This is a genomic window from Rheinheimera maricola, assembly GCF_016918075.2.
In the GTDB taxonomy this organism is placed as follows: Bacteria; Pseudomonadota; Gammaproteobacteria; order Enterobacterales; family Alteromonadaceae; genus Alishewanella; species Alishewanella maricola_A.
On sequence record NZ_JAERPS020000001.1, the window covers coordinates 298,764 to 322,799 of the forward strand.

28 protein-coding genes are annotated in these 24,036 nt (G+C 49.0%); 25 read left to right on the plus strand and 3 right to left on the minus strand.

The genetic code is table 11. From position 1 onward, the window contains the following. Positions 1 to 40: 40 nt before the first annotated feature. The 10 genes from cheY to I4W93_RS01475 are packed head-to-tail and all read left to right on the plus strand — an operon-like array spanning position 41 to position 8,812. On the plus strand, positions 41 to 412 hold the full coding sequence (cheY, locus tag I4W93_RS01430; protein ID WP_205310210.1) for a chemotaxis response regulator CheY: 372 nt from the start codon (positions 41 to 43) through the stop codon (positions 410 to 412). 24 nt (positions 413 to 436) lie between these two features. Next, entirely contained in the window at positions 437 to 1,192 is a 756-nt protein-coding gene (locus tag I4W93_RS01435; RefSeq protein ID WP_205310209.1) for a protein phosphatase CheZ, read from the plus strand. Between the two features lie 15 nt (positions 1,193 to 1,207). Next, positions 1,208 to 3,388, plus strand: a complete 2,181-nt coding sequence (locus I4W93_RS01440; RefSeq protein WP_205310208.1) for a chemotaxis protein CheA — start codon at positions 1,208 to 1,210, stop codon at positions 3,386 to 3,388. Positions 3,389 to 3,400: 12 nt separating this feature from the next. Then, entirely contained in the window at positions 3,401 to 4,540 is a 1,140-nt protein-coding gene (locus I4W93_RS01445; protein ID WP_205310207.1) for a protein-glutamate methylesterase/protein-glutamine glutaminase, read from the plus strand. After that, entirely contained in the window at positions 4,533 to 5,276 is a 744-nt protein-coding gene (locus I4W93_RS01450) for a flagellar motor protein (RefSeq protein WP_205310206.1), read from the plus strand. The genes I4W93_RS01445 and I4W93_RS01450 overlap by 8 nt, the downstream gene beginning before the upstream one ends. Positions 5,277 to 5,279: 3 nt before the next feature. Further along, positions 5,280 to 6,260 carry a flagellar motor protein MotB gene (locus I4W93_RS01455; protein ID WP_205310205.1) on the plus strand — a complete coding sequence of 327 codons (981 nt, stop codon included), beginning with the start codon at positions 5,280 to 5,282 and terminating at the stop codon, positions 6,258 to 6,260. A 1-nt stretch (position 6,261) separates the two neighbouring features. Continuing rightward, complete coding sequence (locus tag I4W93_RS01460; protein ID WP_205310204.1) at positions 6,262 to 7,038, plus strand: ParA family protein; 777 nt, start codon at positions 6,262 to 6,264, stop codon at positions 7,036 to 7,038. 3 nt (positions 7,039 to 7,041) lie between these two features. Further along, positions 7,042 to 7,854, plus strand: coding sequence for a chemotaxis protein CheW (locus I4W93_RS01465; protein ID WP_205310203.1), 813 nt, complete (start codon positions 7,042 to 7,044; stop codon positions 7,852 to 7,854). 30 nt (positions 7,855 to 7,884) lie between these two features. Next, on the plus strand, positions 7,885 to 8,379 hold the full coding sequence (locus I4W93_RS01470; RefSeq protein WP_205310202.1) for a chemotaxis protein CheW: 495 nt from the start codon (positions 7,885 to 7,887) through the stop codon (positions 8,377 to 8,379). A gap of 1 nt (position 8,380) precedes the next feature. Beyond that, the gene (locus tag I4W93_RS01475) at positions 8,381 to 8,812 is read left to right on the plus strand and encodes a DUF2802 domain-containing protein (protein WP_205310201.1); all 432 of its coding nucleotides are present in this window, start codon (positions 8,381 to 8,383) and stop codon (positions 8,810 to 8,812) included. Positions 8,813 to 8,824: 12 nt separating this feature from the next. Here the strand turns inward: I4W93_RS01475 and I4W93_RS01480 are convergent, their stop codons facing one another. Together I4W93_RS01480 and I4W93_RS01485 are read right to left on the minus strand one after the other, a co-directional pair. Next, positions 8,825 to 9,139: an EscU/YscU/HrcU family type III secretion system export apparatus switch protein gene (locus tag I4W93_RS01480; RefSeq protein WP_205310200.1), complete on the minus strand. Its 315-nt coding sequence runs from the start codon at positions 9,137 to 9,139 to the stop codon at positions 8,825 to 8,827. 8 nt (positions 9,140 to 9,147) lie between these two features. Continuing rightward, positions 9,148 to 11,409 carry a flagellar hook-length control protein FliK gene (locus I4W93_RS01485; RefSeq protein ID WP_205310199.1) on the minus strand — a complete coding sequence of 754 codons (2,262 nt, stop codon included), beginning with the start codon at positions 11,407 to 11,409 and terminating at the stop codon, positions 9,148 to 9,150. 65 nt (positions 11,410 to 11,474) lie between these two features. Here I4W93_RS01485 and ccmA point away from each other — a divergent pair, with 65 nt between their 5' ends. The 14 genes from ccmA to I4W93_RS01555 all read left to right on the plus strand — a co-directional run bounded on the left by ccmA (position 11,475) and on the right by I4W93_RS01555 (position 22,565). After that, positions 11,475 to 12,173 (plus strand): cytochrome c biogenesis heme-transporting ATPase CcmA, encoded by a 699-nt coding sequence (gene ccmA / locus I4W93_RS01490; protein ID WP_205310198.1) that lies wholly within the window; start codon positions 11,475 to 11,477, stop codon positions 12,171 to 12,173. Continuing rightward, the gene (ccmB, locus tag I4W93_RS01495; RefSeq protein WP_205310197.1) at positions 12,167 to 12,832 is read left to right on the plus strand and encodes a heme exporter protein CcmB; all 666 of its coding nucleotides are present in this window, start codon (positions 12,167 to 12,169) and stop codon (positions 12,830 to 12,832) included. Before ccmA ends, ccmB begins: the two co-directional genes overlap by 7 nt. Before the next feature lies 1 nt (position 12,833). Beyond that, positions 12,834 to 13,571: a heme ABC transporter permease gene (locus tag I4W93_RS01500; protein WP_205310196.1), complete on the plus strand. Its 738-nt coding sequence runs from the start codon at positions 12,834 to 12,836 to the stop codon at positions 13,569 to 13,571. Then, complete coding sequence (ccmD, locus tag I4W93_RS01505; protein WP_205310195.1) at positions 13,571 to 13,771, plus strand: heme exporter protein CcmD; 201 nt, start codon at positions 13,571 to 13,573, stop codon at positions 13,769 to 13,771. Before I4W93_RS01500 ends, ccmD begins: the two co-directional genes overlap by 1 nt. Then, positions 13,771 to 14,262 (plus strand): cytochrome c maturation protein CcmE, encoded by a 492-nt coding sequence (gene ccmE, locus I4W93_RS01510; protein WP_205310194.1) that lies wholly within the window; start codon positions 13,771 to 13,773, stop codon positions 14,260 to 14,262. Before ccmD ends, ccmE begins: the two co-directional genes overlap by 1 nt. After that, positions 14,263 to 16,227: a heme lyase CcmF/NrfE family subunit gene (locus I4W93_RS01515; RefSeq protein ID WP_205310193.1), complete on the plus strand. Its 1,965-nt coding sequence runs from the start codon at positions 14,263 to 14,265 to the stop codon at positions 16,225 to 16,227. Then, the gene (locus I4W93_RS01520) at positions 16,220 to 16,792 is read left to right on the plus strand and encodes a DsbE family thiol:disulfide interchange protein (RefSeq protein ID WP_205310192.1); all 573 of its coding nucleotides are present in this window, start codon (positions 16,220 to 16,222) and stop codon (positions 16,790 to 16,792) included. Before I4W93_RS01515 ends, I4W93_RS01520 begins: the two co-directional genes overlap by 8 nt. Further along, on the plus strand, positions 16,789 to 17,247 hold the full coding sequence (locus I4W93_RS01525; protein WP_205310191.1) for a cytochrome c-type biogenesis protein: 459 nt from the start codon (positions 16,789 to 16,791) through the stop codon (positions 17,245 to 17,247). Before I4W93_RS01520 ends, I4W93_RS01525 begins: the two co-directional genes overlap by 4 nt. After that, positions 17,244 to 18,440 carry a c-type cytochrome biogenesis protein CcmI gene (ccmI, locus tag I4W93_RS01530; RefSeq protein WP_205310190.1) on the plus strand — a complete coding sequence of 399 codons (1,197 nt, stop codon included), beginning with the start codon at positions 17,244 to 17,246 and terminating at the stop codon, positions 18,438 to 18,440. Before I4W93_RS01525 ends, ccmI begins: the two co-directional genes overlap by 4 nt. A 1-nt stretch (position 18,441) precedes the next feature. Further along, a complete protein-coding gene (locus I4W93_RS01535) occupies positions 18,442 to 19,233 on the plus strand; it encodes an MlaA family lipoprotein (RefSeq protein ID WP_205310189.1) in 792 nt (263 codons plus the stop codon). Between the two features lie 140 nt (positions 19,234 to 19,373). Next, entirely contained in the window at positions 19,374 to 20,015 is a 642-nt protein-coding gene (locus I4W93_RS01540) for an energy transducer TonB (protein ID WP_224673210.1), read from the plus strand. Between the two features lie 35 nt (positions 20,016 to 20,050). Then, positions 20,051 to 20,644 carry a sigma-70 family RNA polymerase sigma factor gene (locus tag I4W93_RS01545; RefSeq protein WP_205310188.1) on the plus strand — a complete coding sequence of 198 codons (594 nt, stop codon included), beginning with the start codon at positions 20,051 to 20,053 and terminating at the stop codon, positions 20,642 to 20,644. Beyond that, positions 20,631 to 21,236, plus strand: coding sequence for a hypothetical protein (locus tag I4W93_RS01550; RefSeq protein ID WP_205310187.1), 606 nt, complete (start codon positions 20,631 to 20,633; stop codon positions 21,234 to 21,236). Before I4W93_RS01545 ends, I4W93_RS01550 begins: the two co-directional genes overlap by 14 nt. A 171-nt stretch (positions 21,237 to 21,407) precedes the next feature. Further along, complete coding sequence (locus I4W93_RS01555; RefSeq protein ID WP_224673213.1) at positions 21,408 to 22,565, plus strand: serine hydrolase domain-containing protein; 1,158 nt, start codon at positions 21,408 to 21,410, stop codon at positions 22,563 to 22,565. Between the two features lie 47 nt (positions 22,566 to 22,612). On the opposite strand, the gene rlmA is transcribed toward I4W93_RS01555, so the two are convergent. Further along, complete coding sequence (gene rlmA, locus I4W93_RS01560) at positions 22,613 to 23,407, minus strand: 23S rRNA (guanine(745)-N(1))-methyltransferase (protein WP_205310186.1); 795 nt, start codon at positions 23,405 to 23,407, stop codon at positions 22,613 to 22,615. Positions 23,408 to 23,672: 265 nt separating this feature from the next. Here rlmA and I4W93_RS01565 point away from each other — a divergent pair, with 265 nt between their 5' ends. Next, positions 23,673 to 23,996 carry a DUF440 family protein gene (locus I4W93_RS01565; protein WP_205310185.1) on the plus strand — a complete coding sequence of 108 codons (324 nt, stop codon included), beginning with the start codon at positions 23,673 to 23,675 and terminating at the stop codon, positions 23,994 to 23,996. The last annotated feature ends 40 nt before the right edge of the window (positions 23,997 to 24,036 follow it).

Here is a 24,036-nt window from a genome sequence, read left to right on the forward strand (position 1 = left end):
TAAAAATAATATCTCGTCGGAGGGGATTTTGGACAAAAACATGAAGATTCTTGTGGTAGATGACTTTTCAACCATGAGACGCATAATTAAGAATTTGTTACGCGACCTTGGCTTTACTAATGTGTCAGAAGCTGACGATGGCAGCACCGCATTGCCGATGCTGCAAAACGGTGATTTTGATTTTGTCGTAACCGACTGGAACATGCCGGGTATGCAGGGCATAGATTTACTGCGGGCTATCCGCGCTGATGCCAAATTAAAGCATATCCCAGTATTAATGGTGACTGCAGAAGCGAAGAAAGAGCAGATAATTGCTGCAGCCCAGGCTGGTGTTAACGGCTATATTGTCAAACCTTTTACCGCTGCAACCCTGTCAGAAAAGTTAGCTAAAGTATTTGAACGTATCGGCTAGCCGAGCTGACAAAGGAGTGAAGCCATGTCTGCCAACGCAGCACCTGTGATATCTCTGGAGCAGGCTCGGGAACTGGTACAGCTGCTCGAAATGGGCGAGAACGATGCTGTTAACGAGCTGGTACAACAAATTGTTGTACCAGGCTCATCTGAGTTGTTTGCCGAAGTCGGTAAATTGACCAGACAACTGCACGACTCGTTAAAAAACTTTCAAATAGATCCTTCATTGAATAATTTGCTAGCGGAAGATATTCCGGATGCAAAGAAACGTCTTTATCACGTTATTGACATGACTGAGCAAGCAGCAAATCGCACAATGGATGCAGTGGAATCTTGCTTGCCTATCGCTGACCAGTTAAGTCAGCAGCTCAATAAAATCCAACCGCAATGGCAAAAGTTAATGCAACGTCAATTGCAATTTGGAGAGTTTAAGGCGCTTTGCCATACGCTAGACAGTTTTTTTAGCCAAGCAACTGCTGACTCAGCGCAGCTTAATAGTTCGTTGACAGATGTGCTAATGGCGCAAGATTTTCAGGACTTAACCGGGCAGATATTGCGCCGGGTAATTGAACTTGTACGTGAAGTTGAAGAAAGTCTGATCGGTTTACTGACGGCTTTTGGTCAGACGTCAAGCATGATGTTAACTGCAGAGGCAAAACCTTCGAAAAGTAAACCCAAAGCTCATGAAGCCGAGGGGCCTATTATCGACGCAGCAGAGCGGGATGATGTCGTTAGCGGGCAGGATGATGTCGATGATTTGTTGTCCAGTTTAGGATTTTAACAGAGGTGTCGTTGCATGAGCTTTGATATGGATGAGGATATACTGCAGGACTTCCTGGTTGAAGCCGGTGAAATCCTCGAACTACTGCAGGAACAACTGGTCGAGCTGGAGAATAATCCTGACGACGCCAATTTACTAAATGCCATCTTTCGTGGTTTTCATACAGTAAAAGGTGGTGCCGGCTTTTTGTCTCTGACCGAGCTGGTCGACGCCTGTCACGGCGCAGAAAATGTGTTTGATATTTTGCGTACGGGCAAACGCCGTGTTACTCCGGAACTAATGGATGTTATTTTACAGTCGCTTGATAGCATCAACGCGATGTTCGTCGAAGTTCAAAGCCGTCAACCACTCACTCCTGCATCACCCGCCGTATTGGCCGCATTACACCATTATAGTGAGCCAGAGTCTGCGTCTAACCCAGCGCCTGTGCAGGCCAAGCCTGCTGCTCCTGTTGCACCGCCTGTTGTTACGCCAGCGGCGAACGCAACTGCTGCATCCGGTAATGTTGATGAGATGACAGAGGACGAGTTCGATCGGATGATGGACGAGTTACACGGTAAGCAAGGCTCGCCTACTGCCGCTGCACCTGCGGCTGCTGTATCAAAGCCTACCGTTACTGCGGCAGCAGGAGACGACATTACCGATGACGAGTTCGAAGCAATTTTGGATCAACTGCACGGCAAGGGCTCGTTTATTCCAGAGTCAGCGGCGTCATCAGGCGCTGCTATAACGCCTGAAAGTGTGAGTAAAACGCCTGCAAGTGCTGCTAAATCCAGCGATGAAATAGACGATGCCGAATTTGAAGCGCTGCTGGACCAATTACACGGTAAAGGTAAAGCACCAGAAGCTGTTGTACCGAGCCCTACAGCAGCGCCAGCTCCAGTTCCAGCGAAAGCTCCTGCAGCACCAGCACCTGCTCCAGTGGTAGCAGCACCTGCTGCTCCGGCAGCCGCGGCAGATAAAGCTGCAGCTGCACAGCAAGCGGCTCAGGCTGAAACCACGGTTCGGGTAGATACCAAACGGCTCGACCAAATTATGAATATGGTCGGTGAGCTCGTTCTGGTGCGTAATCGTTTAGTGAGTCTGTCCGGCACAGTGCAAAGTGAAGAAATGAGTAAAGCTATTTCTAATTTGGACGTGGTCACTGCTGATATTCAGGGTGCAGTAATGAAAACCCGGATGCAGCCAATTAAGAAAGTATTTGGCCGTTTTCCACGTGTTGTTCGTGACTTGGCTCGCTCGCTGCAAAAAGATATCGAATTGGTGCTGGAGGGCGAAGAAACAGACTTGGATAAAAACCTGGTAGAAGCGCTGGCTGATCCTCTGGTGCACTTAGTGCGAAACTCGGTTGATCATGGCATAGAAATGCCGGAAGTGCGTTTGAAAGCGGGTAAGAAACGTGTAGGTACAGTGAAGCTAGCTGCTGCTCAGGCTGGAGATCATATTTTGCTAACCATCCACGACGATGGTGCCGGTATGGACCCGGAAAAATTAAAAGGTATTGCTATCAAACGCGGCATTCTGGATACCGATGCTGCGGCAAGGATGTCAGACACCGAAGCTTTTAATTTGATCTTTGCTCCTGGTTTTTCGACTAAAGAGCAAATTTCAGATATTTCCGGCCGTGGTGTAGGCATGGACGTGGTTAAAACCAAGATCACCCAGCTTAATGGTACTGTGCATATTCACTCTAAAATGGGTGAGGGCACCTTGTTGGAAATTAAGGTACCGCTAACGTTGGCGATACTGCCTACTTTAATGGTTATTGTTGGCAAGCAAACGTTTGCCTTGCCGTTGGCTGGTGTTAGCGAAATTTTCCATCTGGATTTGAACAAAACTAATGTCGTTGACGGGCAGTTAACTATTGTTGTGCGTAACAAAGCGATTCCGTTGTTTTTTCTTGAGCACTGGCTGGTTAAAGGTTCTGATAAAAAACGTCGGCGTGAGCAGGGCCATGTCGTCATTGTTCAAATTGGCACACAACAAGTCGGTTTTGTTGTTGACTCGCTGATTGGCCAAGAGGAAGTGGTAATTAAACCGTTGGACGCCCTGTTGCAAGGTACTCCTGGTATGGCTGGCGCGACGATTACATCTGATGGTGGTATTGCGTTAATTCTTGATGTGCCTAATTTGCTTAAGCATTATGCGAAAAAATCAAAAATTAAATTTGATCGCTTCAATAAAGTTAACGCTTAAAGAGAGAAACCTATGGCGATTAGGGTGTTAGTAGTTGATGACTCGAGCTTTTTCCGTCGCCGTTTAACTGAGATCCTGGCAAAAGACGGCGACATTGACGTTATCGACACGGCTGTTAACGGCAGAGAGGCGGTTGATAAAGCGCTTGCTCTGAAACCCGATGTGATCACCATGGACGTTGAAATGCCGGTATTGGACGGCATTTCAGCAGTGCGCGAGATCATGCAACAGCAGCGTATTCCGATCCTTATGTTCTCATCGCTAACCCATGAAGGAGCCAAAGCCACGTTTGATGCGCTAGATGCTGGTGCAGTCGATTTTTTGCCAAAGAAATTTGAAGATATTGCCCGCGATAAGAATGAAGCCGGACAATTGCTACGTGACAGAGTCAAAGCCGTAGCACGTAAACGACAGCTTGGTAGAACGACATTTAGTGGTAGCTTATCGGCCAGGGTTGAGGCTCGGCCTAATTTGTCAGATAAGCCTGCACTCACCCGCAGCACCTTCGAGCGGCCTAAATTAAATGAGCGCGTCAGCGCCGCTCCTATCGGGCGGCATCAATGCAGTGGTAAGAGCTACAAACTGGTGGCAATAGGTACGTCAACTGGTGGGCCTGTTGCATTGCAACGAATTATTACAGCATTACCTGCTAACTTTCCATTACCGATAATCTTAATACAGCATATGCCTGCTGCATTTACCGGTGCTTTTGCTTCGCGGCTTAACTCGTTGGCAAAAATTGAAGTACGTGAAGCTCAAGATAACGACGTATTGCGCCCCGGAGTTGCTTACTTAGCACCAGGCGGCAAGCAAATGTTGGTTGAGGGCAATGAAAGTCAGGCCCGCTTACGTATCAAAGAAGATGACTCGCCAAGAATTACCTTTAAGCCTAGTGTTGATATTACTTTTGCTACTGCGGCGAAAGTTTACTCTGATAAGGTGTTAGCAATAGTGCTCACCGGCATGGGCGCTGATGGTCGCGAAGGTGCCAGGTTGTTAAAACAGCAAGGCGCAAAAATTTGGGCGCAGGATGAAGCGAGTTGTGTGGTATATGGCATGCCTCAGGCGATAGCGGCAGCGGGTTTAATGGACGAAGAAGTAGCCTTAAATGAAGTTGCAGGCAGATTAATAACGGAAGTCGGGCATGGATAAACTAGCCATCAGCGGATTTCTGCTGGCGCTACTCGCTGTCGCCAGCGGTTTCATGATCGAAGGCGGTAGTTTAGCAACACTTTTGCACTTTCCTGCATTTTTAATCGTATTCGGTGGCACTGTGGGTGCCGTTATGCTGCAGACGCCGATGAGTCAGTTTAAACTTGGCTTGAAGCTGTTACCCTGGGTTGTGCGGCCGGCGCATTTTCCCTTAGCGAATACGGCACAGCGCATTGTGCAGTGGGGCACGGCAGCAAGAGGCAATGGTTTTTTGGCGCTGGAAGAAGATGCACTGGCAGAGCCGGATGCTTTTTTATATCGCGGACTCAATCTGCTCGTTGATGGCGTTGAGCCGACGGCTATCCAAGACACACTGGATGCCGAATTAACACTGGAGCGCGAGCGGTTACTGCGCGCAGTGCGTATTTTCGATGCCATGGGCGGGTACAGCCCAACTATTGGTATTGTTGGCGCGGTACTTGGCCTTATTCAGGCAATGTCCAATATCTCTGAACCACAACTACTTGGGCAAGGTATTGCCACTGCCTTTGTCGCGACCATATACGGTGTTGGTTTTGCTAACCTGCTGTTTATTCCGGTAGGTAACAAGTTAAAGAGTCTGATACAAGAGCGTACTTTGTATCATGAACTCATTGTTGAGGGCCTGGTATCTATTGCTCACGGCGAGAACCCGCGCAATATAGAGCGTAAGCTGGCCGCTTACCATCCGGATTAAGCCATGTACAGGCACAGGCAGAAGCATACCCAGGTAGAACCGGAACAACTTGATCGTTGGCTGGTGTCTTATGCTGATTATATGACGTTGATGTTTGCTCTATTTGTAGTGCTATACGCTATGTCTATTGTTAAAGAAGAAGAATACAGCGTGCTGGCAGACAGTCTGACGAAAATGTTTGAAAAGCCGGAACAGCGTGGAACGTCTGTGCAACCTGAATCTTTGGTCGAGCTGGCACCACAAAGCGAGCAGATTTTAGACGGTACTTCACTAGAGCAAGCCAGGGGGCCCACACTGTTAGCTGATGCAAGGCAATTGTCAGATATCAACGAGCGCAGATTGGGCAGTCCATTACAGGCGCTAGAGCAACAACTTACGCAGGCTATGGCAAGTTTATTGGAGCAAGGGCTTGCTAAAATTGAACAGGATGATAATTGGTTAACCATAGAGCTTAGCAGCGGGCTGTTATTTGCCAGTGGTAGTGCAACAGCGACGGGTTCAGCGCGTACCTTATTAAACGAAATTACCAAAGTGATCAATCCGGTTGACAATTTTGTTCGGGTACGCGGTTATACCGATGATCTGGCTATTAGTAATGAAGTGTTTTCGTCAAACTGGGAATTGTCAGTTGCCCGTGCAACCTCAGTATTGCGTATTCTGGAACAGTTTGGTACTGCGCCAGCCCGCATGGCTATTGAGGGTTTTGGCCAATATTATCCCAGTGTCAGTAATGATACCGCAGCGGGGCGAGCGTCAAATCGAAAAGTGGTAATAGCTATTTCTCGCTATGCGTACCAGGCACAGGCTAGCGCGGCTAGCGAACCTCAAAGCGCAGGGTCCGCACAACAGTTGCAACAGCAGCTAGAACAAATTACGCAAGAGGATGGTAGTATTCGTGTAATTGCCTTGCCAGAGGGCGGTATTCGGATCACAACCCGGCAGGACAAGCCCAACAGCCCTCCGGCAGAACAACAGGAACCCTGACGTGGTCATTTGGACAGTAGCAAATCAAAAAGGTGGTGTTGGTAAAACCACAACCACAGTAACTCTGGGAGGCTTGCTAGCTGAGCGAGGCTTCAGAGTATTACTTGTAGATACCGATCCGCATGCTTCGTTAACTTACTATTTCGGTATTGATGCTGAAGAGCTGGAAGTCAGTGTTTACGATATCTTTATTCGCGGTAAGGACATCACTCAAGAAGAAATACTGCAGTCAATGTGCCCAAGTGGTGTGGCTAATCTTGATATATTACCGTCTTCAATGTCACTGGCTACACTAGATCGCTCACTTGGCAATAAAGGCGGCATGGGACTGATGCTAAAGAAAGCATTGGACAAAATTCGTCAGGAATATGATTACGTACTCATCGATTGCCCCCCGGTAATGGGAGTGCTGATGGTGAATGCTATTGCCGCTTGCAATCGCATTCTGATCCCGGTGCAAACAGAGTTTTTGGCGTTAAAAGGTCTTGAGCGCATGATTGCTACGATGGCATTGATGCGCACTTCCCAGCAGAAAGACTATGCTTTTACCATTATTGCGACTATGTATGACAAAAGAACCAAGGCGTCACTGGAAGCCTATAAAGATCTGAAGGCGAAATATCAGGATAGCGTTTGGTCGGCGGTGGTGCCTATAGATACTAAGTTTCGTGATGCCAGTTTGGCGCAAACGCCGCCAAATGTTTTTTCGCCCTCCAGCCGTGGCGTTTTTGCCTATAATACCCTGTTAACTTATTTACTGCAGTTAGCGACGGAGTAAGGCATGAGTAATTTAATTGCTAGCCAGAAAGTCATGCAGCACTATTTATCAGCTTTGTTGACTGAGGAAGAGGTTCAAGCTGAGGTCGGTATTGCTGAGCAGCAAAAACAGCAGCTCAATGCTTTATTGGCACAAGCCATAGTTACTAAGGCAGAGCCGCAGCCAAGTAGTAAAACAATCACACCGGTTGAAGTGCTCCAACCCCAGAGCGATGTGAATGCTGATGCGTTAGTGGCATTAAAAGCCAAATTCGCGGCTGCTGAAGCCGCACAGGCGTTACAACAGCGTGATATCCCGGTGAGCGAGCGCATATCCGGCGGCAATAAGCCAGAGCCGGTAGTTGCGGTCCAGAGTATTGAAAAAGAGTATCGGCAAGGCCGTTTTCAGGCGTTATTTTTTGAAATAGCCGGACTTAAAGTAGCTGTGCCGCTAAAAGAGCTTGGTGGTATTCATCAGCTGGGTACCATAAATAGTCTTATCGGCAAGCCCAGTTGGTTTAAAGGCGTTATGCTGTATCGCGAACAAAAAATTTGCATTGTTGATACTGCCCGTTGGGTTATGCCAGAAAAATATGATCAGAATTTGCAGCAAAAGCTAAACTATCAGTATGTTATTATGCTTGGCAGCAGCAACTGGGGCCTGTGTTGTGAATCATTGGTCAACACCTACGTTCTGGAGCAAGACGATGTGAAGTGGCGGGAGGCGGAAGGCAAAAGGCCGTGGATGGCAGGCTTGATCAAAAAGCACATGTGCGTACTGCTGGATGTTGACGCTATGATAGATTTATTAAACCGTGGTCTGGATATCAGTGAATAATCAGCCAAAGGATTTATATAGGAGCTGTGCATGAGTAATTTAACCAAGCAATCGACCAGGAAAAACGATGCTGCAGATATCGTATTGCAATGGGTTACCTTTAAGCTGCAAGAAGAGACCTATGGCATTAACGTTATGCAGGTGCAGGAAGTTTTGCGCTATACCGAAATTGCGCCGGTACCAGGCTCGCCAGACTACGTACTGGGTATCATTAATTTGCGTGGTAATGTGGTGACAGTAATTGATACCCGCTCACGTTTTGGCTTGGAGTCTGCAGACATTACCGATAACAGCCGTATTGTTATTATTGAAGCAGAAAAGCAGGTTATTGGCATTCTGGTTGATAGCGTAGCTGAGGTCGTTTACCTGAAACAGTCTGAGATTGATACCGCACCTAATGTAGGTACGGATGAGAGTGCGCGGTTTATTCAAGGTGTTTCTAACCGTGAGGGCGAGCTACTTATCCTGGTCGATTTAAATAAACTGCTCAGCGACGAAGAGTGGGAAGAGATCGGCGCCATCTGATATGACGCTACCGGTCTACATAGGATTGTTGCTGCTAGCTATATTGGCGTGTGCCGCGGCACTGTATTGGTGGTTTGCACGTATGCAGCGCAGTTTGCAAGAAAAATGGCAGCAATTTGAGCAGCAACTTGACTATCAGGCACAGCAACTGCAGCAAAGCCGGCATGAATTGGAAGAGTTAAGATCAGGGGTTATCGGTGTTGGACAGCGTGTTTTGCAGCTGGATAGTAGTTTGAGTATGTTGTCGCAACAACTCGGCGCACTGGCCGATAAACAACAAGCCCTTGAGCTTGTGGATCCGGAGTCTAAGATATATAGCCGCGCTATGAAGATGGTGCAACTGGGCGCCGATCTGGACGAAATTATGCGCGAGTGTGAGCTGCCTCAGGCTGAGGCTGAACTGCTGTTCAATTTACATCAGACAAAAACATAATCCTTAAGCTCTTCAGCTTTTAAGGTCAATGCGTTGGTGTATGTTATGCCAATTGTCTGGAAATTTCCCCTGCAACACATAGGAAAAAGCAATTAACTCAGCGATGACGATATACAGCTGAGGTGGGATTTGCTCGCCTAACTGTAACTGCGCCAGTAGTTTACTCAGCTCAGTATCCTGATGCACCAATACACCGTGTTGTTTTGCCAGTGCTATAATTTCATCTGCCAGGTCGCCATGACCTTTCGCAGTAACGGTAGGTGCGGTTTTACCTTCGTACTGCAGGGCAGTCGCCGAGCGGGTATTGTGCTCTGGTGGTGATGTCATATGACCTCCTATACTTTTAATGCTAACAAACTGTTAGCTCTGGGAAGAATGCTGTCTGGAATTTTCCCCAGCGTACACTCCGCTTGTGTTACCTCCAAGCCTTGCACACGGCAGCGATCTTTTAACAATGGCAAGAAACGTTGTGCCAGCTGTTGCGTGTGCTGTTGCTCGGTATAGAACTGTAACTGGAGTTGTTGATGTTGCAAGCGCGCCACCACCATAAGCTGCCCGAGACGACGCAAGTCAAATTTTAGCGTGAGTTGCCATAAGGTTTGTTTCTCATTATCTGTTTTGCCATCTGCCTCGCGTTGTTCCAGCATAATTTGGCTGAACACACTGTGTTCGCCCTGCTGCAACGGCAGTTGGAGTAGTAGCTGCTGTTGTTGTGGGCTATCCAGGGTTGCAAGTTGGCTATGTTGTAACTTACTACTATGTCCGGCAAGTTGACGTAACAGGCTACTGGCTTGAGCGGGTTCAAGTTGGCTAACCAGTTGCGCCAGTGGTTTGTTAGCGGGGGCCGCTGAGGCAGCTTGGGGTTTTTGCAACAGATGTCCCAATAGCAACTGAATAGCCACGGCTAAAGCGCCGCCGCTGGTTTGTATTGTTGCGGCAGGTTGTAACGGCTGAAATTGCAGCAAGCTATTTAGCTGTGATGTTAACTGCTGTGGCGACAGCCCTTTATTTACGCTGGGCTGGCTGTGCCGTATTAATTGTAATATGCGTTGCACCGGCTCTGGTAATTGCGGCAGGCTAGCTAATGGATCAGCTTGTTGCGGTAATAACGGTAATAAATTTCGCCACGCTTGTTGTAGTACCGGCAGTGGCTGGTGCGGCGTGCTATTTGCCGACGTGCGTTGCGGTGCCTGTAGTGGTCCCTGTAGCGTCACTTGTAAAGTCTCAGGTGTTTGGCGTGCGTCTATTGCGCCTGCAGTCTGGGGTAAGATTGAAGGCGACTGTGATTGCACAGACGTGCTCAAACTTACTGTTGTAGTCGTGGGCATCAGCTGTAGCGGCTTATTGAATGCAGCGGGTGAAACTGTCATATTGATTTGGCGCGGAATGGTAGTTAGTAGCAGCTGCCATTGCTGGGCGTGGCTTTGCAGTTGCAATTGATGTGTACCAGATGGTAATTGTGCTGCTGGCATTATGTTGCTCAGTATCTGTCGAATTGTAACCTGCTGTGGATCTGTCAACGCTTTGCTGGCTGCGGCCTGAGTCGTGTTTTGTGCTTGCTGATTAAACAGCTGCACCAGTTTTTGCAGAAGTTGCGACTGCTCAGCTTTAGGCAGGGTAATAGCCTTTACTGCTACAGATTTTGGCAAGGGTTGCTGGCGGGGCACAGTGCCAGCCTCGGCCAATGGTGTGGTGGTTTGTAAACGGTTTGCCGTGGCGCCTGGCTGTGCCGGTGTGTTTATAGTTTGTGGGCGGATAATGTTGCCTGGCTCCGCTAATTTGCCTGCTTGCGGCGCTTGTTGTGCTATGCCGGTCTGTGCTTTGTTTGTTTGTACTGTGCCGATTTGTGCTGTGCCTGCTTTAGCTGCAGTTGCTTGTGTTGTGTCTGCTTGTGCTGGTTGGCCCGGCTGCGACGGGCGGTTAAATAAAACCGGCTCAGTGGGTTGCGTGCGCAGTAAGGATTGGCTGCCTTCTGATAAAACAGGCCGCAGCAGTGTCAACTGTATACTCAGTGGCGACATCGTTGATTGCAATTGCAACATTGCACGCAGCCCGGTAGCGGGCATGGCTTGCTCAGATTGCGCCAACTGCTGTGTAATTGCCAACTGGGTTGCAGCAGATAATGGCTGTAGGCTGCCATCGGGTAACCGCATAGTTATACCTTGCGGTTGACGCAGCAGGCTGACGGGTATCTGTAGCAGATTTGCATTGGCAGTTGCCAGGCGACTGATGGTTATTTCTTGCGGGTCAACAAATACGTCCGAGGTTAGCACTGTCGTTAGTAGCTGGCTGGTTTGAGCCGGCGTTAACGGCAATTTCAGTGATTGCGTGACACCTTGTAATGTAAGATGTAATTGGCCGTTGTTAGCAGGTTGCAGTTGTACCTGCACGGCACCGCGCATATCTGCCGGCAAAGACGCTGGCAGTGCAATGCTTAATGCGCCGCCAGCAGTCGGCAGTTTTAAGCTAAAACTGCCTGAACTTAATTGTTGCACCTGAGCCTGATACACCTGTGCCACAATTAGCTTTAGCTGGGCCGTATCGGCTTTTTGTGCCGGGCTCAGTTGCAGTAATTTATCCAGGTTAATCGGGTTCATGTTTTTCCTGTTTTATGGCGTTGTCTGATATCAGTAGATTCGTATTATTACGTCAGTATGGTAATATGCGCCCAATTTTTCCCGTCGTCGATAGTAAGAGACCAGTGATAAAACATCAGCCTTTTTCTGTAATTGTCGGCCAAGAGCTGTTGCAGGCTCAAGCACTTAGCTGTATCCGGCAAGATCGGGTGCTGTTTGAGCAGCTGTCGTTCACAGTTCGGGCCGGCGATATACTGCAGGTCGCTGGCAAAAATGGTGCTGGTAAAAGCTCTTTACTAAGATTGCTGGCGGGGCTATCTGCTCCTGACGAGGGTACACTGCACTACCGCAGTCAGCCACTGAGTGATGTTGTTGATGACTATGCCGCCAATTTATGTTTTATCGGCCACCAAAGCGGAATACATGAGCAATTAACTGCATTAGAAAACCTGGCGTTCTGGCGTGCAGCTGCCGGGGTACCACAGCCGGATGATTACGCTTTGCTGGCGCAACTTGGGCTGGCTGGCTTAGAAGATATCCCGTGTAACATGCTATCGGCAGGCCAACAACGTCGGGTGTCGTTGGCCAGGTTGTGGTTTACATCTTGTCAGGTATGGATCCTGGATGAACCTTTCACGGCGCTGGATCAATCTGCTATTGCCATGTTGCAGCAGTATTTTCTGCAGCATTTAAACCGTGGCGGCGCCATTGTGTTGACAACACATCAAAACCTGACACTGCAATACAATAGCCTGACAACGCTGGAGTTGGCATATCGATGGTAGCACTGGCGACATTTTTGCAGCGAGAGCTTAGGCTACTGGCCCGGCAAAAAGCCGATTGGCTTAATCCGGTGTTATTTTTTGTTATCGTGCTGAGTTTGTTTCCATTAGGTATTGGGCCTGAACCTAATTTGCTACGTATTATCGCCCCAGGTGTAATATGGATTGCAGCGTTGCTCAGCGTGTTGTTGGCGGCAGAGCGCTTATTTAAAGATGATTACCGCAATGGAGTGTTAGAGCAACTGGTGGCTACACGGCAAGCACTTTGGCCTTTTGTATTTGCCAAGCTGATATCAAACTGGCTAAGTACCGGCCTGCCACTGGTATTGTTGTCGCCGTTGGTCGCTTTATTGCTTAATGTCGACAGTGCCAGTTTTTTGGCCATGCTACTGACATTGCTACTTGGCACACCACTGCTGAGCTTGCTTAGTGTGCTTGGCGCAGCACTTACGGTATCGGCCGACAAGGGCGGTATTTTGCTGGCGCTGCTTATTTTGCCGCTGTACATTCCACTGCTGATTTTTGCCAGCGCAGCTATGGAAGCGGCGGCTATGGCGTTACCTTATTACGGTCAGCTGGCAATAATGTTGGCGATGTTATTAGTTGCGTTAGCGCTGGTACCTTTTGCGGTAAACAGTGCCCTGAAAATAAATGTGAGCTGATATGTTTAAATGGTTGCATCCTCTAGCCAAACCCGAAACGGTTTACCAATTATGTGGTCGTTTATATCCGTGGCTGCTAACCGCGGCATTACTGTTATTACTGCTGGGTAATATTTGGGGCCTGGCCTTTACGCCGCCAGATTACCAACAAGGCGATAGTTACCGCATCATTCATATTCATGTGCCGGCAGCTATTATGTCGATGGGTGCCTATTCTGCTATGGCTATAGCTGCTTTTGTTGCCCTGGTGTGGCAAGTCAAAGTGGCACAGTGGTCTGTACTTGCTATTGCGCCAATTGGCGCCGTATATACTGCTATCGCACTGATCACTGGCATGGCCTGGGGCAAGCCAATGTGGGGTACCTGGTGGGTGTGGGATGCCCGATTGACCTCAGAGCTTATTTTATTGTTTTTATATTTGGGGGTTATCGCCTTAAGCGGCGCGTTTTCAGACCGGCAAACGGGAGCCAAGGTTGCGTCTTTGCTGGCTGTTGTCGGGGTGATTAATTTACCTGTGATACATTTTTCTGTGGAGTGGTGGAACACTTTGCATCAGGGCGCGTCTATAACCAAGTTTGCTAAACCCTCAATTGACCCCAGTATGTTGTGGCCACTACTGATTAGCATACTGGCATTTAAAGTTTTAATGCTGGCGTTGATTTGCTTGCGGTTGCGCACAGCAATTTTAGTTAATGAACAGCATAGGCCTTGGGTTCGAGCAATGGCGGGAGACCAATAATGCATTTTCAGTCATGGGCGGAGTTCTGGGCAATGGGCGGTTATGGGCTTTTTGTCTGGTTGTCGTTCGGCACAACGTATTTTTTACTGCTGGCACTGCTTTGTTATAGCCAGTTACAGCAGAAACAATTTAAGCGTCAGCTTGCAGCAAAGCTAGCGCGCGAACAACGAGTTAAGCAGTATCAGGAGCAGTCAGACTAATGCAGCCAAGACGTCAGAAACGCCTGTTAGCCGTGTTAACGGTAGTTGGGTTATTAACCGGTGCCGTTGCCGCCATGTTATATGCTATGCAGCAAAACATTGATTTATTCTATACGCCATCACAATTGGTCAATGGCTTGGGAGAAAAGCAAACTAAACCTCAACCAGGGCAGCGCCTGCGTATTGGTGGCATGGTTGTTACAGGTTCCGTAAAGCGAGATCCAGACTCATTGAAAGTGAGTTTTGATCTGGTTGATACCGGGCCTATCGTTACTGTCACCTATGAAGGCATTTTGCCTGACTTATTCCGCGAAGGGCAGGGTATAGTGGCACAAGGTGTCTTGCTGGATGCAACCACCGTTGCAGCTACTGAAGTTTTGGCCAAGCACGATGAAGAGTATATGCCACCAGAAGTTGCTGAGGCATTAAAAGGCATCAAACACGTACCTCCGTCACGCCAGGTTAATCAGCCAGACAGTGGGAGCTACTAAATGATCGTTGAAGCCGGTCAGTTAGCGCTGACGTTTGCGTTTGCGTTGGCCGTATTATTGGCGATACTGCCGTTGTATGGCAGTTTCGTGGCAAATAAACCCATGCTGTTGCTAGCCAAACCGTTGGCATTTGGCCAGTTTTTCTTCTGTTTACTGGCGATGCTGGCCCTTATTTATGCTTTTCGCACTAACGATTTTAGCGTAATTAATGTGGCACAAAACTCCAGTTCAACCTTGCCATGGTACTATCAAATTACTGCTAGTTTTGGCTCGCACGAAGGCTCAATGCTGTTGTGGGTACTGATGTTGGCGGGCTGGACCGCATTGGTCGCACAATTTTCTAAGGCTTTGCCGCTGCAATTACACGGCCGCATTTTGGGCATACTGGGCCTGATTAATGTTGGTTTTGTTGCATTTTCATTGATTATGTCTAATCCATTTGAGCGTAGCTTGCCGTTCTTTCCGGTTGAAGGGCGTGATCTAAATCCGCTGTTGCAAGACTTCGGTATGATACTGCACCCACCTACGTTATACATGGGCTATGTTGGCTTTGCGGTTGCGTTTGCATTTGCTATCGCCGCCTTAATGGGCGGTCGTTTTGACAGTGTGTGGGCGCGCTGGGTCAGGCCTTGGGCACTGGCCGCCTGGCTGTTTTTAACCCTGGGCATCATGCTGGGTAGTTGGTGGGCTTATAACGAATTAGGCTGGGGAGGCTGGTGGTTTTGGGACCCGGTAGAAAACGCCTCGTTTATGCCGTGGTTGGCCGGTACGGCATTAATTCACAGTTTAGCGGTAACCGAAAAACGCGGAACCTTTAAAAGTTGGACTGTACTGTTAGCCTTGGCGGCGTTTGCATTAAGCCTGGTAGGCGCATTTTTAGTGCGTTCCGGTGTGCTTGTGTCTGTGCATTCATTCGCCACTGATCCGGGCCGTGGGCTGTACTTGTTGGTGTTTTTGTTGCTGGTGGTCGGTGGGTCATTATTGCTGTACGGCATTCGCATGAACGCTGTGCGTTCTCAGGCCCGTTATCAGCTGTTTTCCCGTGAAATGATGCTGTGGGGCAATAACATCTTTTTGTTAACTGCCTGTCTGATTGTGTTTCTCGGCACCTTGTTCCCACTGTTTCACAAAGAGTTGGGCCTGGGCACTATTTCCATTGGCGAGCCGTTTTTTAACCAGATGTTTTATTATCTGACCATTCCGTTTGCGTTATTGCTGGGACTAGCGCCCTGGGTACGCTGGAAACAGCAGCAGTTGCTGCCACTGATCAAACCCTTTAGTTTGATTGCCATAGCCAGTCTAATGCTGGCGCTCGGCGTAATGGCCAGTATGCAAAGTGTGCAAGCTAATTTGGGCTTACTCGGTTTATTGTTAGGCGCTTGGGTGGGCATTTCTGCCCTGGCCGAAGTAATGTTACGCTTAAGGCAGTTTGGTTCTGTCAGTGCTGGGATAAGTAAGCTTAATGCCAGCCATTACGGCATGACACTGGCGCATATTGGCTTTGCGGTGCTGGTAGTCGGGGTGGCAATGACTAAAACTTACACTGTAGAACGCGATGTACGCATGCAAGAAGGCGATAGCACAAGCGTGGCCGGTTACGAGTTTACGCTGACAGATGTATACGATTTGAATGGGCCAAACTATGGCGGCCAGGCGGCAGAATTAGATGTAAGTAAAGACGGTGGCTATGTCACCCATTTGCATGCTGAGAAACGTTTTTATCGCATACAGCGCACTATTATGACTGAGTCTGCGGTGCATGCCCGCCTAAGTCGTGACCTTTACGTGTCGTTAGGTGAAGAGTTACCCGGCAACGCCTGGGCACTGCGCATTCAGGTCAAACCTTTTGTACGCTGGATTTGGCTTGGCGGTGTGTTGATGTCTTTGGGCGCATTGCTGGCGCTGGCTGATAAACGTTACCGGCGCAAGTCTAGTGTGGCAAAGCAAGAGGTTGCCAATGCGTAAACTATTTTTTTATGCGCCGTTGGCGCTGTTTTTACTGCTAGCGCTGTTTTTACTCAGTGGTTTGTTTTCTGATCCGCGCGAGCGTGCTTCGGCAACCCTTAACAAATCTTTGCCAGCGTTTGCTTTGGCAGATTTAATGCAGCCCCAGCACATTTGGACAGCAGAGCAGTTAAAAGGTGAAACTTTTTTATTAAACGTTTGGGGCACCTGGTGCCCAACCTGTAACGCAGAGCTGGGTTATTTAACTGAGTTGCGCCAGCAGGGTGTAAAAATTGTTGGATTGTACTACGAGCTGCCGCGAGATCCGGCGTTTGATGCGCCGTTTAATCTGCAAACCCTGCAGCAAGACGTTAGCCAAAAATTAGCCCAGCATGGCGATCCCTATCAGTTTAATATTTTGGATCTGCAGCGCAGCCTGTCATTGGATTTGGGGGTAAGTGGGGCGCCAGAGACCTTTATTATTGATGCCCAAGGCATAATCCGGCTGCATCATATCGGCGATATTAATTCGCAGGTATGGCGCAGTAAACTGGCGCCGTCATACCAGCAGTGGAGCCAGCCATGAAACGCTACGTAATCGGCTTGCTGTGGCTTATGTGCAACACCGTTAGTGCCGAAGAGGTATTAGCATTTGCCAATGATGCGCAACGTGAGCTGTATTATCAGCTAGCTGCAGAGTTGCGCTGTCCGCAGTGCCAAAACCAAAACATCGCCGACTCCAATGCCATAGTGGCGGTAGATATGCGGCAAAAAACCTACCAATTGGTGCAACAGGGTCAAAGTAGACAGCAGATCCTGCAGTATATGATTAACCGCTACGGTGATTTTGTGCACTACCAGCCCCCGCTAAATCGCGTAACAATATGGTTATGGCTGGCGCCGTTATTATTGCTGCTGGGCCTACTGGCCGTTGGCTTGTATCGGCGGCGCAATGAAGCGGCACAAACGCCAGACAATCTGGCGGGCACCCCGGATGAACTCGAACAGCTAATTGAAAAGTATCGGAGTAAAAAACCATGATCGGGCAGTTAGCCATGGCCGCTGTATTGATGTTGTTTTTCAGTGCAGCAGTATTATTTTGGCCGCGCAGAATAAAACAACTTCCGCAGCAAAGTACGGCGCAATTGTTTGAACAACGCCTGCAATTGTTAGCACAAGCCCGAGATGCCGGCGAGCTGGCCGAGCAAGATTTTGCCACTGCCGCACAAGAACTTAAAAGCCAGTTTATTGCCGGTCAATACACGGTTGTCAATTCCGACACGGCAGCAAGCTGGCGCTTACCGGCCACATTACTGCTAGTAGTAGCGCTGTTGGTTGCTGGCATTTATAGCGTCAACGGCCATTACCGCCAACTTGACGACTGGTTTCAAGCACAGCAGAAACTACAACAATTTGGCGAGCGGGCCTTGCTTAATCAAGGCGAACCGCTATCTGAGCAAGAAGTTGAATGGTTTGCTTTGGGCTTACGCACCCGTCTAGCTAATGAAGGCGATGACGCCGTAGCCTGGATGCTGCTAGGCCGTATCCGCATGTCGCAAGGCGCCGTTGAAGAAGCGGTAGCGGCGTTTGAAAAAGCCTTGCAATTAACACCGGAGCGCACGCCGTTATTGCTTAGCTATGCTCAGGCGTTAATTTTGCTGGGCGATGAAAGCAGTCTGGCACGCGCGGGGCGAGCCGTGGCTCGGATACTCACCGCTGATGCCGAAAACGCCGATGCTTTGTCATTAATGGCATTAATAGCCTACGAGAAGGGCGATTTAACTGAAGCGACAACCGCTTGGCAGTTATTGCTAAAGCGCCTGCCGACAGATGACCCACGTTATGCTGCAGTGCAACAGCGTTTAACTGAGCTGGGGGTTGGTGTGGACCCGGTAGGCCGGCAGATCCGTGTCACGCTGTATGTCGATCCTGCTCTGCAGCAAGCTAACCCGGGCGCGAGTTTATTCTTATTCGCCAAAGCGCTGGATGGTGTCGCCCTGCCACTGGCTGTACAGCGTATTCCTTTGCCTGCTGGTGAGCAGCAGCTGCTGTTAACTGAGCAAATGGCGATGCAGCAGGGCTGGAGTTTGGCCAATGCTGATCAGGTACAGGTTATTGCACGTATGTCGTTATCTGGCACGGTTGAACAACGGCCGGGCGATGTTCAGATTGCATCAGATATCTTGTCTTTTGACACGCCATCGTTGGCTATCTCTTTAACACTGGAACCTTGAAATGTTTAGATTGGGTCGTTTTGTTGCATTGCTTACTATCAGCTCGCTGACACTCGGCTGTGCCAGTAAACACCAGGTTGATACTAAGGCGGCAGCTAACACGGCTGCGGTATCCGGTTATGCTGACCAGCGTGATCCGTTGGAAACCATTAACCGCTCATTGTGGGATTTTAACTACGACGTTTTGGATCAGTATTTGTTACGCCCAGCTACCGTGGGGTATATGGCTGTTGTACCTAAGCCGGCGCGTAAAGGCCTGGTAAATGTAGCCAATAACCTGAATGAACCAGCCAGCTTTGTCAATGGGTCACTGCAGGCTAAGCCAGAACGTGCGGCCATTAGTGCCGGTCGCTTTTTAGTTAACAGCACGCTTGGATTGTTTGGTTTATTTGATGTTGCTACCGTTATTGGTTTACAGGAGCAGAACGAAGACTTTAGTCAAACAATGGCAGTGTGGGGTGTAGGCGACGGGCCGTTTTTGATGCTGCCCGCGCTTGGGCCGACAACGGTTCGCGGCACAACTGGTGGCGTGGTAGACAACCTGTATTTTCCCCTTGGCTTGTTAAATACGCCACTATCCATTACCCGAGCAGTTATTGGTGCTTTGGATAGCCGTGAGCAACTCATGTCGATGGAAAGTTTGTTAGAGGAATCATTAGACCCATACGCCTTCATCAAAGAGTCGTATTTTCAGCGTGCCGATTTTAAAATTTACGATGGAAACCCTCCACAGCAGGCAGAGCCTGAAGTTGATGAAGATCTCTTCGACGATGTATTTGACGATTTAGACTAAACCTTTACGCCGGTTTTATCGTCTTGATACGGCCGGTTACGGTAACCTTTACAGCTGCAGTGCATAAAAGTTTAACCCCTTCTGCCTTTCTGCTACGTCTAATAGGTAATTACAGCAGAAAACCGCGTTGAGGAGGCTTTATGCCAGCATTGAGAACCGCATTTACACCATTACAACCGGGCGTTAAATTCAGCAGTGCGCTGTTGTCCGCGACCGCTATTACATTTTTGTTGTTTGCGGCTATGCAGCAATTGATCAAGGCCGATGGTATGCAGCGCCCGGCGGCAATGAGTTACAAGCCGGTGCAGCTTTACGACATTCCCAAAGATACGCCCACTAACGTGCGTCAGCCGCCACCGAAAATGCCAGAGCCTCAGGTGCGGGATTTACCCAAGCCGCAATTACTGAAAGAAGATTTAACACAGGTAGGTCCGGATAGTATTGGTATCGCGCCGGTAGAATTACCGGCGAATAACGGCACTATGGGCCGCTGGGAACAAGGCGACCGTGGAGCTACACCCTTGGTAAGAGTGGAGCCACGTTACCCGATAGCCGCAGCGCGGGACGGCATCACTGGTTGGGTGCAGTTGAGTTTTACCATCGATAAAACGGGTGCGGTAACGCAAGTCGAGGTGTTATCTGCCGAGCCGGCGAATGTGTTTAACCGCGAAGCGATAAGAGCATTGAAACGCTGGAAGTATCAGCCGAAAATAGTTAATGGCGAGGCGATTAATCAGCCGAATATGCAGGTACAGCTCGATTTTAGTTTACAAGCAGACTAGGCTGACATTATAAGCGACGCACAAGGAGTACGCGGATGGCATTATCGTTTTTTATCAGTGGCTTCAGCGCTGCAGAACACAATGCCGAACAGCTTTTTACCCTGTACAGGGATAGCGCAAACACGGCTTATTTGGAAAAGTTAATCGCGTTGTATGGTGACGCGCTATACCACTACCTGGCGCGTCAATCTAGCCGCAGTTTGGCTGAGGATGTCAGCCAGCAATGTTGGTTAAAACTGCTGGAGCAGCCATACAGTTTTCGTGGCAACAGCAGTTTTAAAACCTGGCTATTTAGTGTTGGCCGTAACTGCTTGATTGATGAAATGCGCCGGCACAAATACTGGCAGACGGAACTGGATATGGCGTTGTTAAGTGCTGAAGTGGCCGGCGATGACGGTAGTTGCCCGGTAGCGCAGTTAAGCCAATCGCAGTGTCAGCTTAAGTGGGCCGAGCAGTTGGCATTATTGCCGTTTTTGCAGCGTGAGGCTCTGATGTTGCAACTAGAAGGCTTTTCACTGGAGCAAATAAGTACTATTACCGGGCAGGGAGAAGAAACTATTAAAAGCCGTTTGCGCTATGCCCGCCAAGCGCTACAGCCATTAAACGGAGATTCGCATGAACAGGCCTGAGCAGACTGAGCAAAAGCTGCAACAACAGTATCAGCATGATAAAGCTTGCCATGTGTTGCCAGCCCATGTCCGCCGTGCCGTGCTAAAACAGGCGGCCGGTCGCCAGCGCAAAAATTGGCACGGTCTGTGGCGCAATACACAGCTGGCGCTGAGTTGTGCCTTTATGCTGGTATTGGGCTATTTGTTGCTGCAGGTCACGCCAGAAGCACAGTGGTATTATCAAATTGCCCTTAGCGAGGATGCACAGTACCGCCAGGTTCAGCATCATGGTGTCACTGATCAACCTGGCGTTTTGCGGGTAAACGGTAAAGATAGCGCCAGCAGCGCATACCAGCAGTATTTGGCTTCTGAGCAGCGCGATAAAGCGTTTTATGCCCAAACCGGTTTATTACAGCAACAGGCGGATCAGTGGCAAATTAGTGTCTGCAATGAGTTATTGCTAACCATAGACAAACAATTGCTGCATCATTTGCAATTATCTGCCGATCTCGGTGCAGTTGAGCGGCAATGGGTAGAGTTTATCAGCGATCCTGCAGGTCAGTTGGTCGCTATCAGGCCGGTTAGTGATGCTGTTCAGTGCCCTCAAAGTTGACGTTGTGCCAATTTAAATGCTGCTACGGCTATGTTGGCGCCGGTAAAAATTAAAGTGAACATATAACTGTCTGCGCGCTTGCCGCATTGGGTTGGCAAGTGCAGCTAAAGCCAATACAATGGCCAATCGATTAGAATAGCTGGTTTGGCAACAGACAGAAAAGGTAATCCATTGAAGCAGTATTTTCTGGCAGTAGCCTGTTTCGCAGGCGCATTTAGTCTGAACGCGCAACCAGAAATGGCGCCGTTAGTTGCTGATTTTGATCAGTACTACAGTGCCAAACTCACCGAGCACAAAATACCAGGTGGCGCTTATGCCATAGTACAAGGCAATAAAATTATCGCCACCGCCGGTTTTGGCGTGCGCCAGCAAGGTAGTAAAGCTGCGGTTGATCCTCATACGGTATTTCGCATTGCTTCGGTATCAAAGACATTTGCTGCCGGGCTGGCGAGTATAGTGGCATCGCAGGGCCATTTTAGTTGGGACGATAAGGTTACACAGTATTTGCCGCAGTTTTCATTTAAATCGGCGCGGTATAATAATCAGCTAAAAGTCGAACATTTGTTGTCACAAAGCACTGGGGTTATGCCAAACGCTTATGACAATCTGATTGAAGCGAATGTACAGCCGAAGCTCATTTTGCCACAATTCAAAAAAATTGATCCCCTGTGTCCACCCGGTCAGTGTTACGGTTATCAAAATGTATTGTTTAGCCTGATCGAACCCATAATGCAGCAAACTACCGGTAAGACTTATGCTGAGCTGATGCAGGAAAATATCTTTACTCCACTACAACTGCCTACCGCGTCAGTAGGGCTGGACGGTTTTTTTAGCACCGAAAACCGCGCTATGCCGCATGTGCGTGCGCGTGGCAGCTGGCACAGTACTAAAGTGGCTGAAAGTTATTACCGTTTTGCACCGGCGGCGGGCGTCAATGCCAGTGCTGTCGATCTGGGCTACTGGCTTGTCGCGCAGTTAGGGCATAATCCGGCAGTATTTTCCGATACTCTGCTGGCACAAATTACCAGTAAACGGGTAAAAACCCGGCGCGACTTACGCCGCAAAGATTGGCGCCGCTATTTAACCGATGCGCATTATGCACTGGGCTGGCGGGTGTATCAGTTTGGTCAGGATGAGCTTATCTACCATGGCGGCTGGGTTAAAGGCTACCGGGCAGAAATTGCTTATTCGCGCGAACATCAGCTGGGTTTAGTTATGCTAATAAATGCTGAGTCAAACGTAATGAATGAAATGGGCACGTATTTCTGGTCAGCAATGCTAAGTGCTATTCATCAATATGAAGCAGAGCAGCAGCCCCAGCCGTTGTAGCGCAGCTGCAATCAAGCAAAGGTGTCTAAGTATATTTATGTCAAAGCTCAACTGAGTTGATAAAGGTTCAGCAGAAAATCAATGCTGATAGCCGGCAGGCTGTCAGCAAACTGCTGTTTTTGCTCAGCGCTGAATTTCCATGCTAGTGGCACCATTTGCACCAGAGCCAGTAAATCTGCTGCGTGGTCAAACGTTAGCTGAAATTGCAATCGCTCACGGCTAAGATGCGCAAAACCATCGAGGCTGGCGATAGTGTCGTCGTGCAGCTGCACCTGTGCATACACCGCTTGCTTTATTTCAACTAAATGCGCAGGTCCGGGTGTAACGGTAATTAAGTGGCCGCCTTTGTTAATTAAGCGTGTTAGCTCCTCTGCCTTAGACGGTGCATAGATGCGCACTATGGCGTCAAAGCTGTTATCGGCAAAAGGCAACTGGTAAGCACTGGCGACACTAAAGGCAATATCGCGATGTGATTTTGCGGCAAACTTTATTGCCGTTTTAGAAATGTCGACACCAAATAACCGGAGCTGTGGCAAAGCCTGTTTGAGCAAGGCTGTGTAGTAACCTTCACCACAACCCAAATCTAGCAGCGTATTAGCACCAAGCGGTTTAAGCGTGTTAATAATGGCCTGCGCCAACGGCGCATACCAGCCCGCTTGTAAAAATGCGCGACGTGCCAGCATCATCTCTTTGTTATCGCCGGGGTCTTTCGAGTTTTTTTGCTGCACGGGCAGTAAATTAACATAACCTTCGCGGGCTATATCAAAGCTGTGGCGATTCCCACACTGATACTGTTTGTCGTTAAGCATAAGCGGCTGTTGGCACAGCGGACACAGGTACATAGCAACTTCCGGCCGGAAAAAAGGCCGACAGTGTAGCAGCACAGCAGTGTTTTCGGCAAAGGCTTGCTATACTGGCGGCATTGTTAATTTAGCCTCGTGTCGGGTAATAAGCTGCTGACATGAACAAGCTGGCCGGTTAGAACCTGCAGCGCACAGCCAAAGAGTGTCTGAGTGAGCGCGCAAGCGTGAGCGAGTTGCTTTGGCGAGCACAGCAGTGTTGTAACGCAAGGCCTGCGATTACACTGATGTTAATACCGGAGCACCAATGCAGGATTTAGAATTGTGGACGCTGGACGAGTTATGTGACCACGCATTTGATATTTTTGAAGAATTGGCGTCAGAAAACCTGTCGGCAGAAGATTATGCGCTTTACCAGCAAAATTATGAGACCCGCGGTTATGTTGACTTGGCGACACCGGGTGAAGACTGGGTAGAAATGATGATGCAAGACCTGGAGCCGGAGCTGCACTACGAAGCACAAATAGGCTTAACCGGAGAAAACGGCGCAGCAGACATGGTATTAGCGCGTATTTTACTAAGCCGCGAAAAACACGAAGCACTATGTCATGCCCAATGGCGTAGCCATTAGAGATGCAGGGAGCGGCGCAGCCATTAGAGATGCAGGGAGC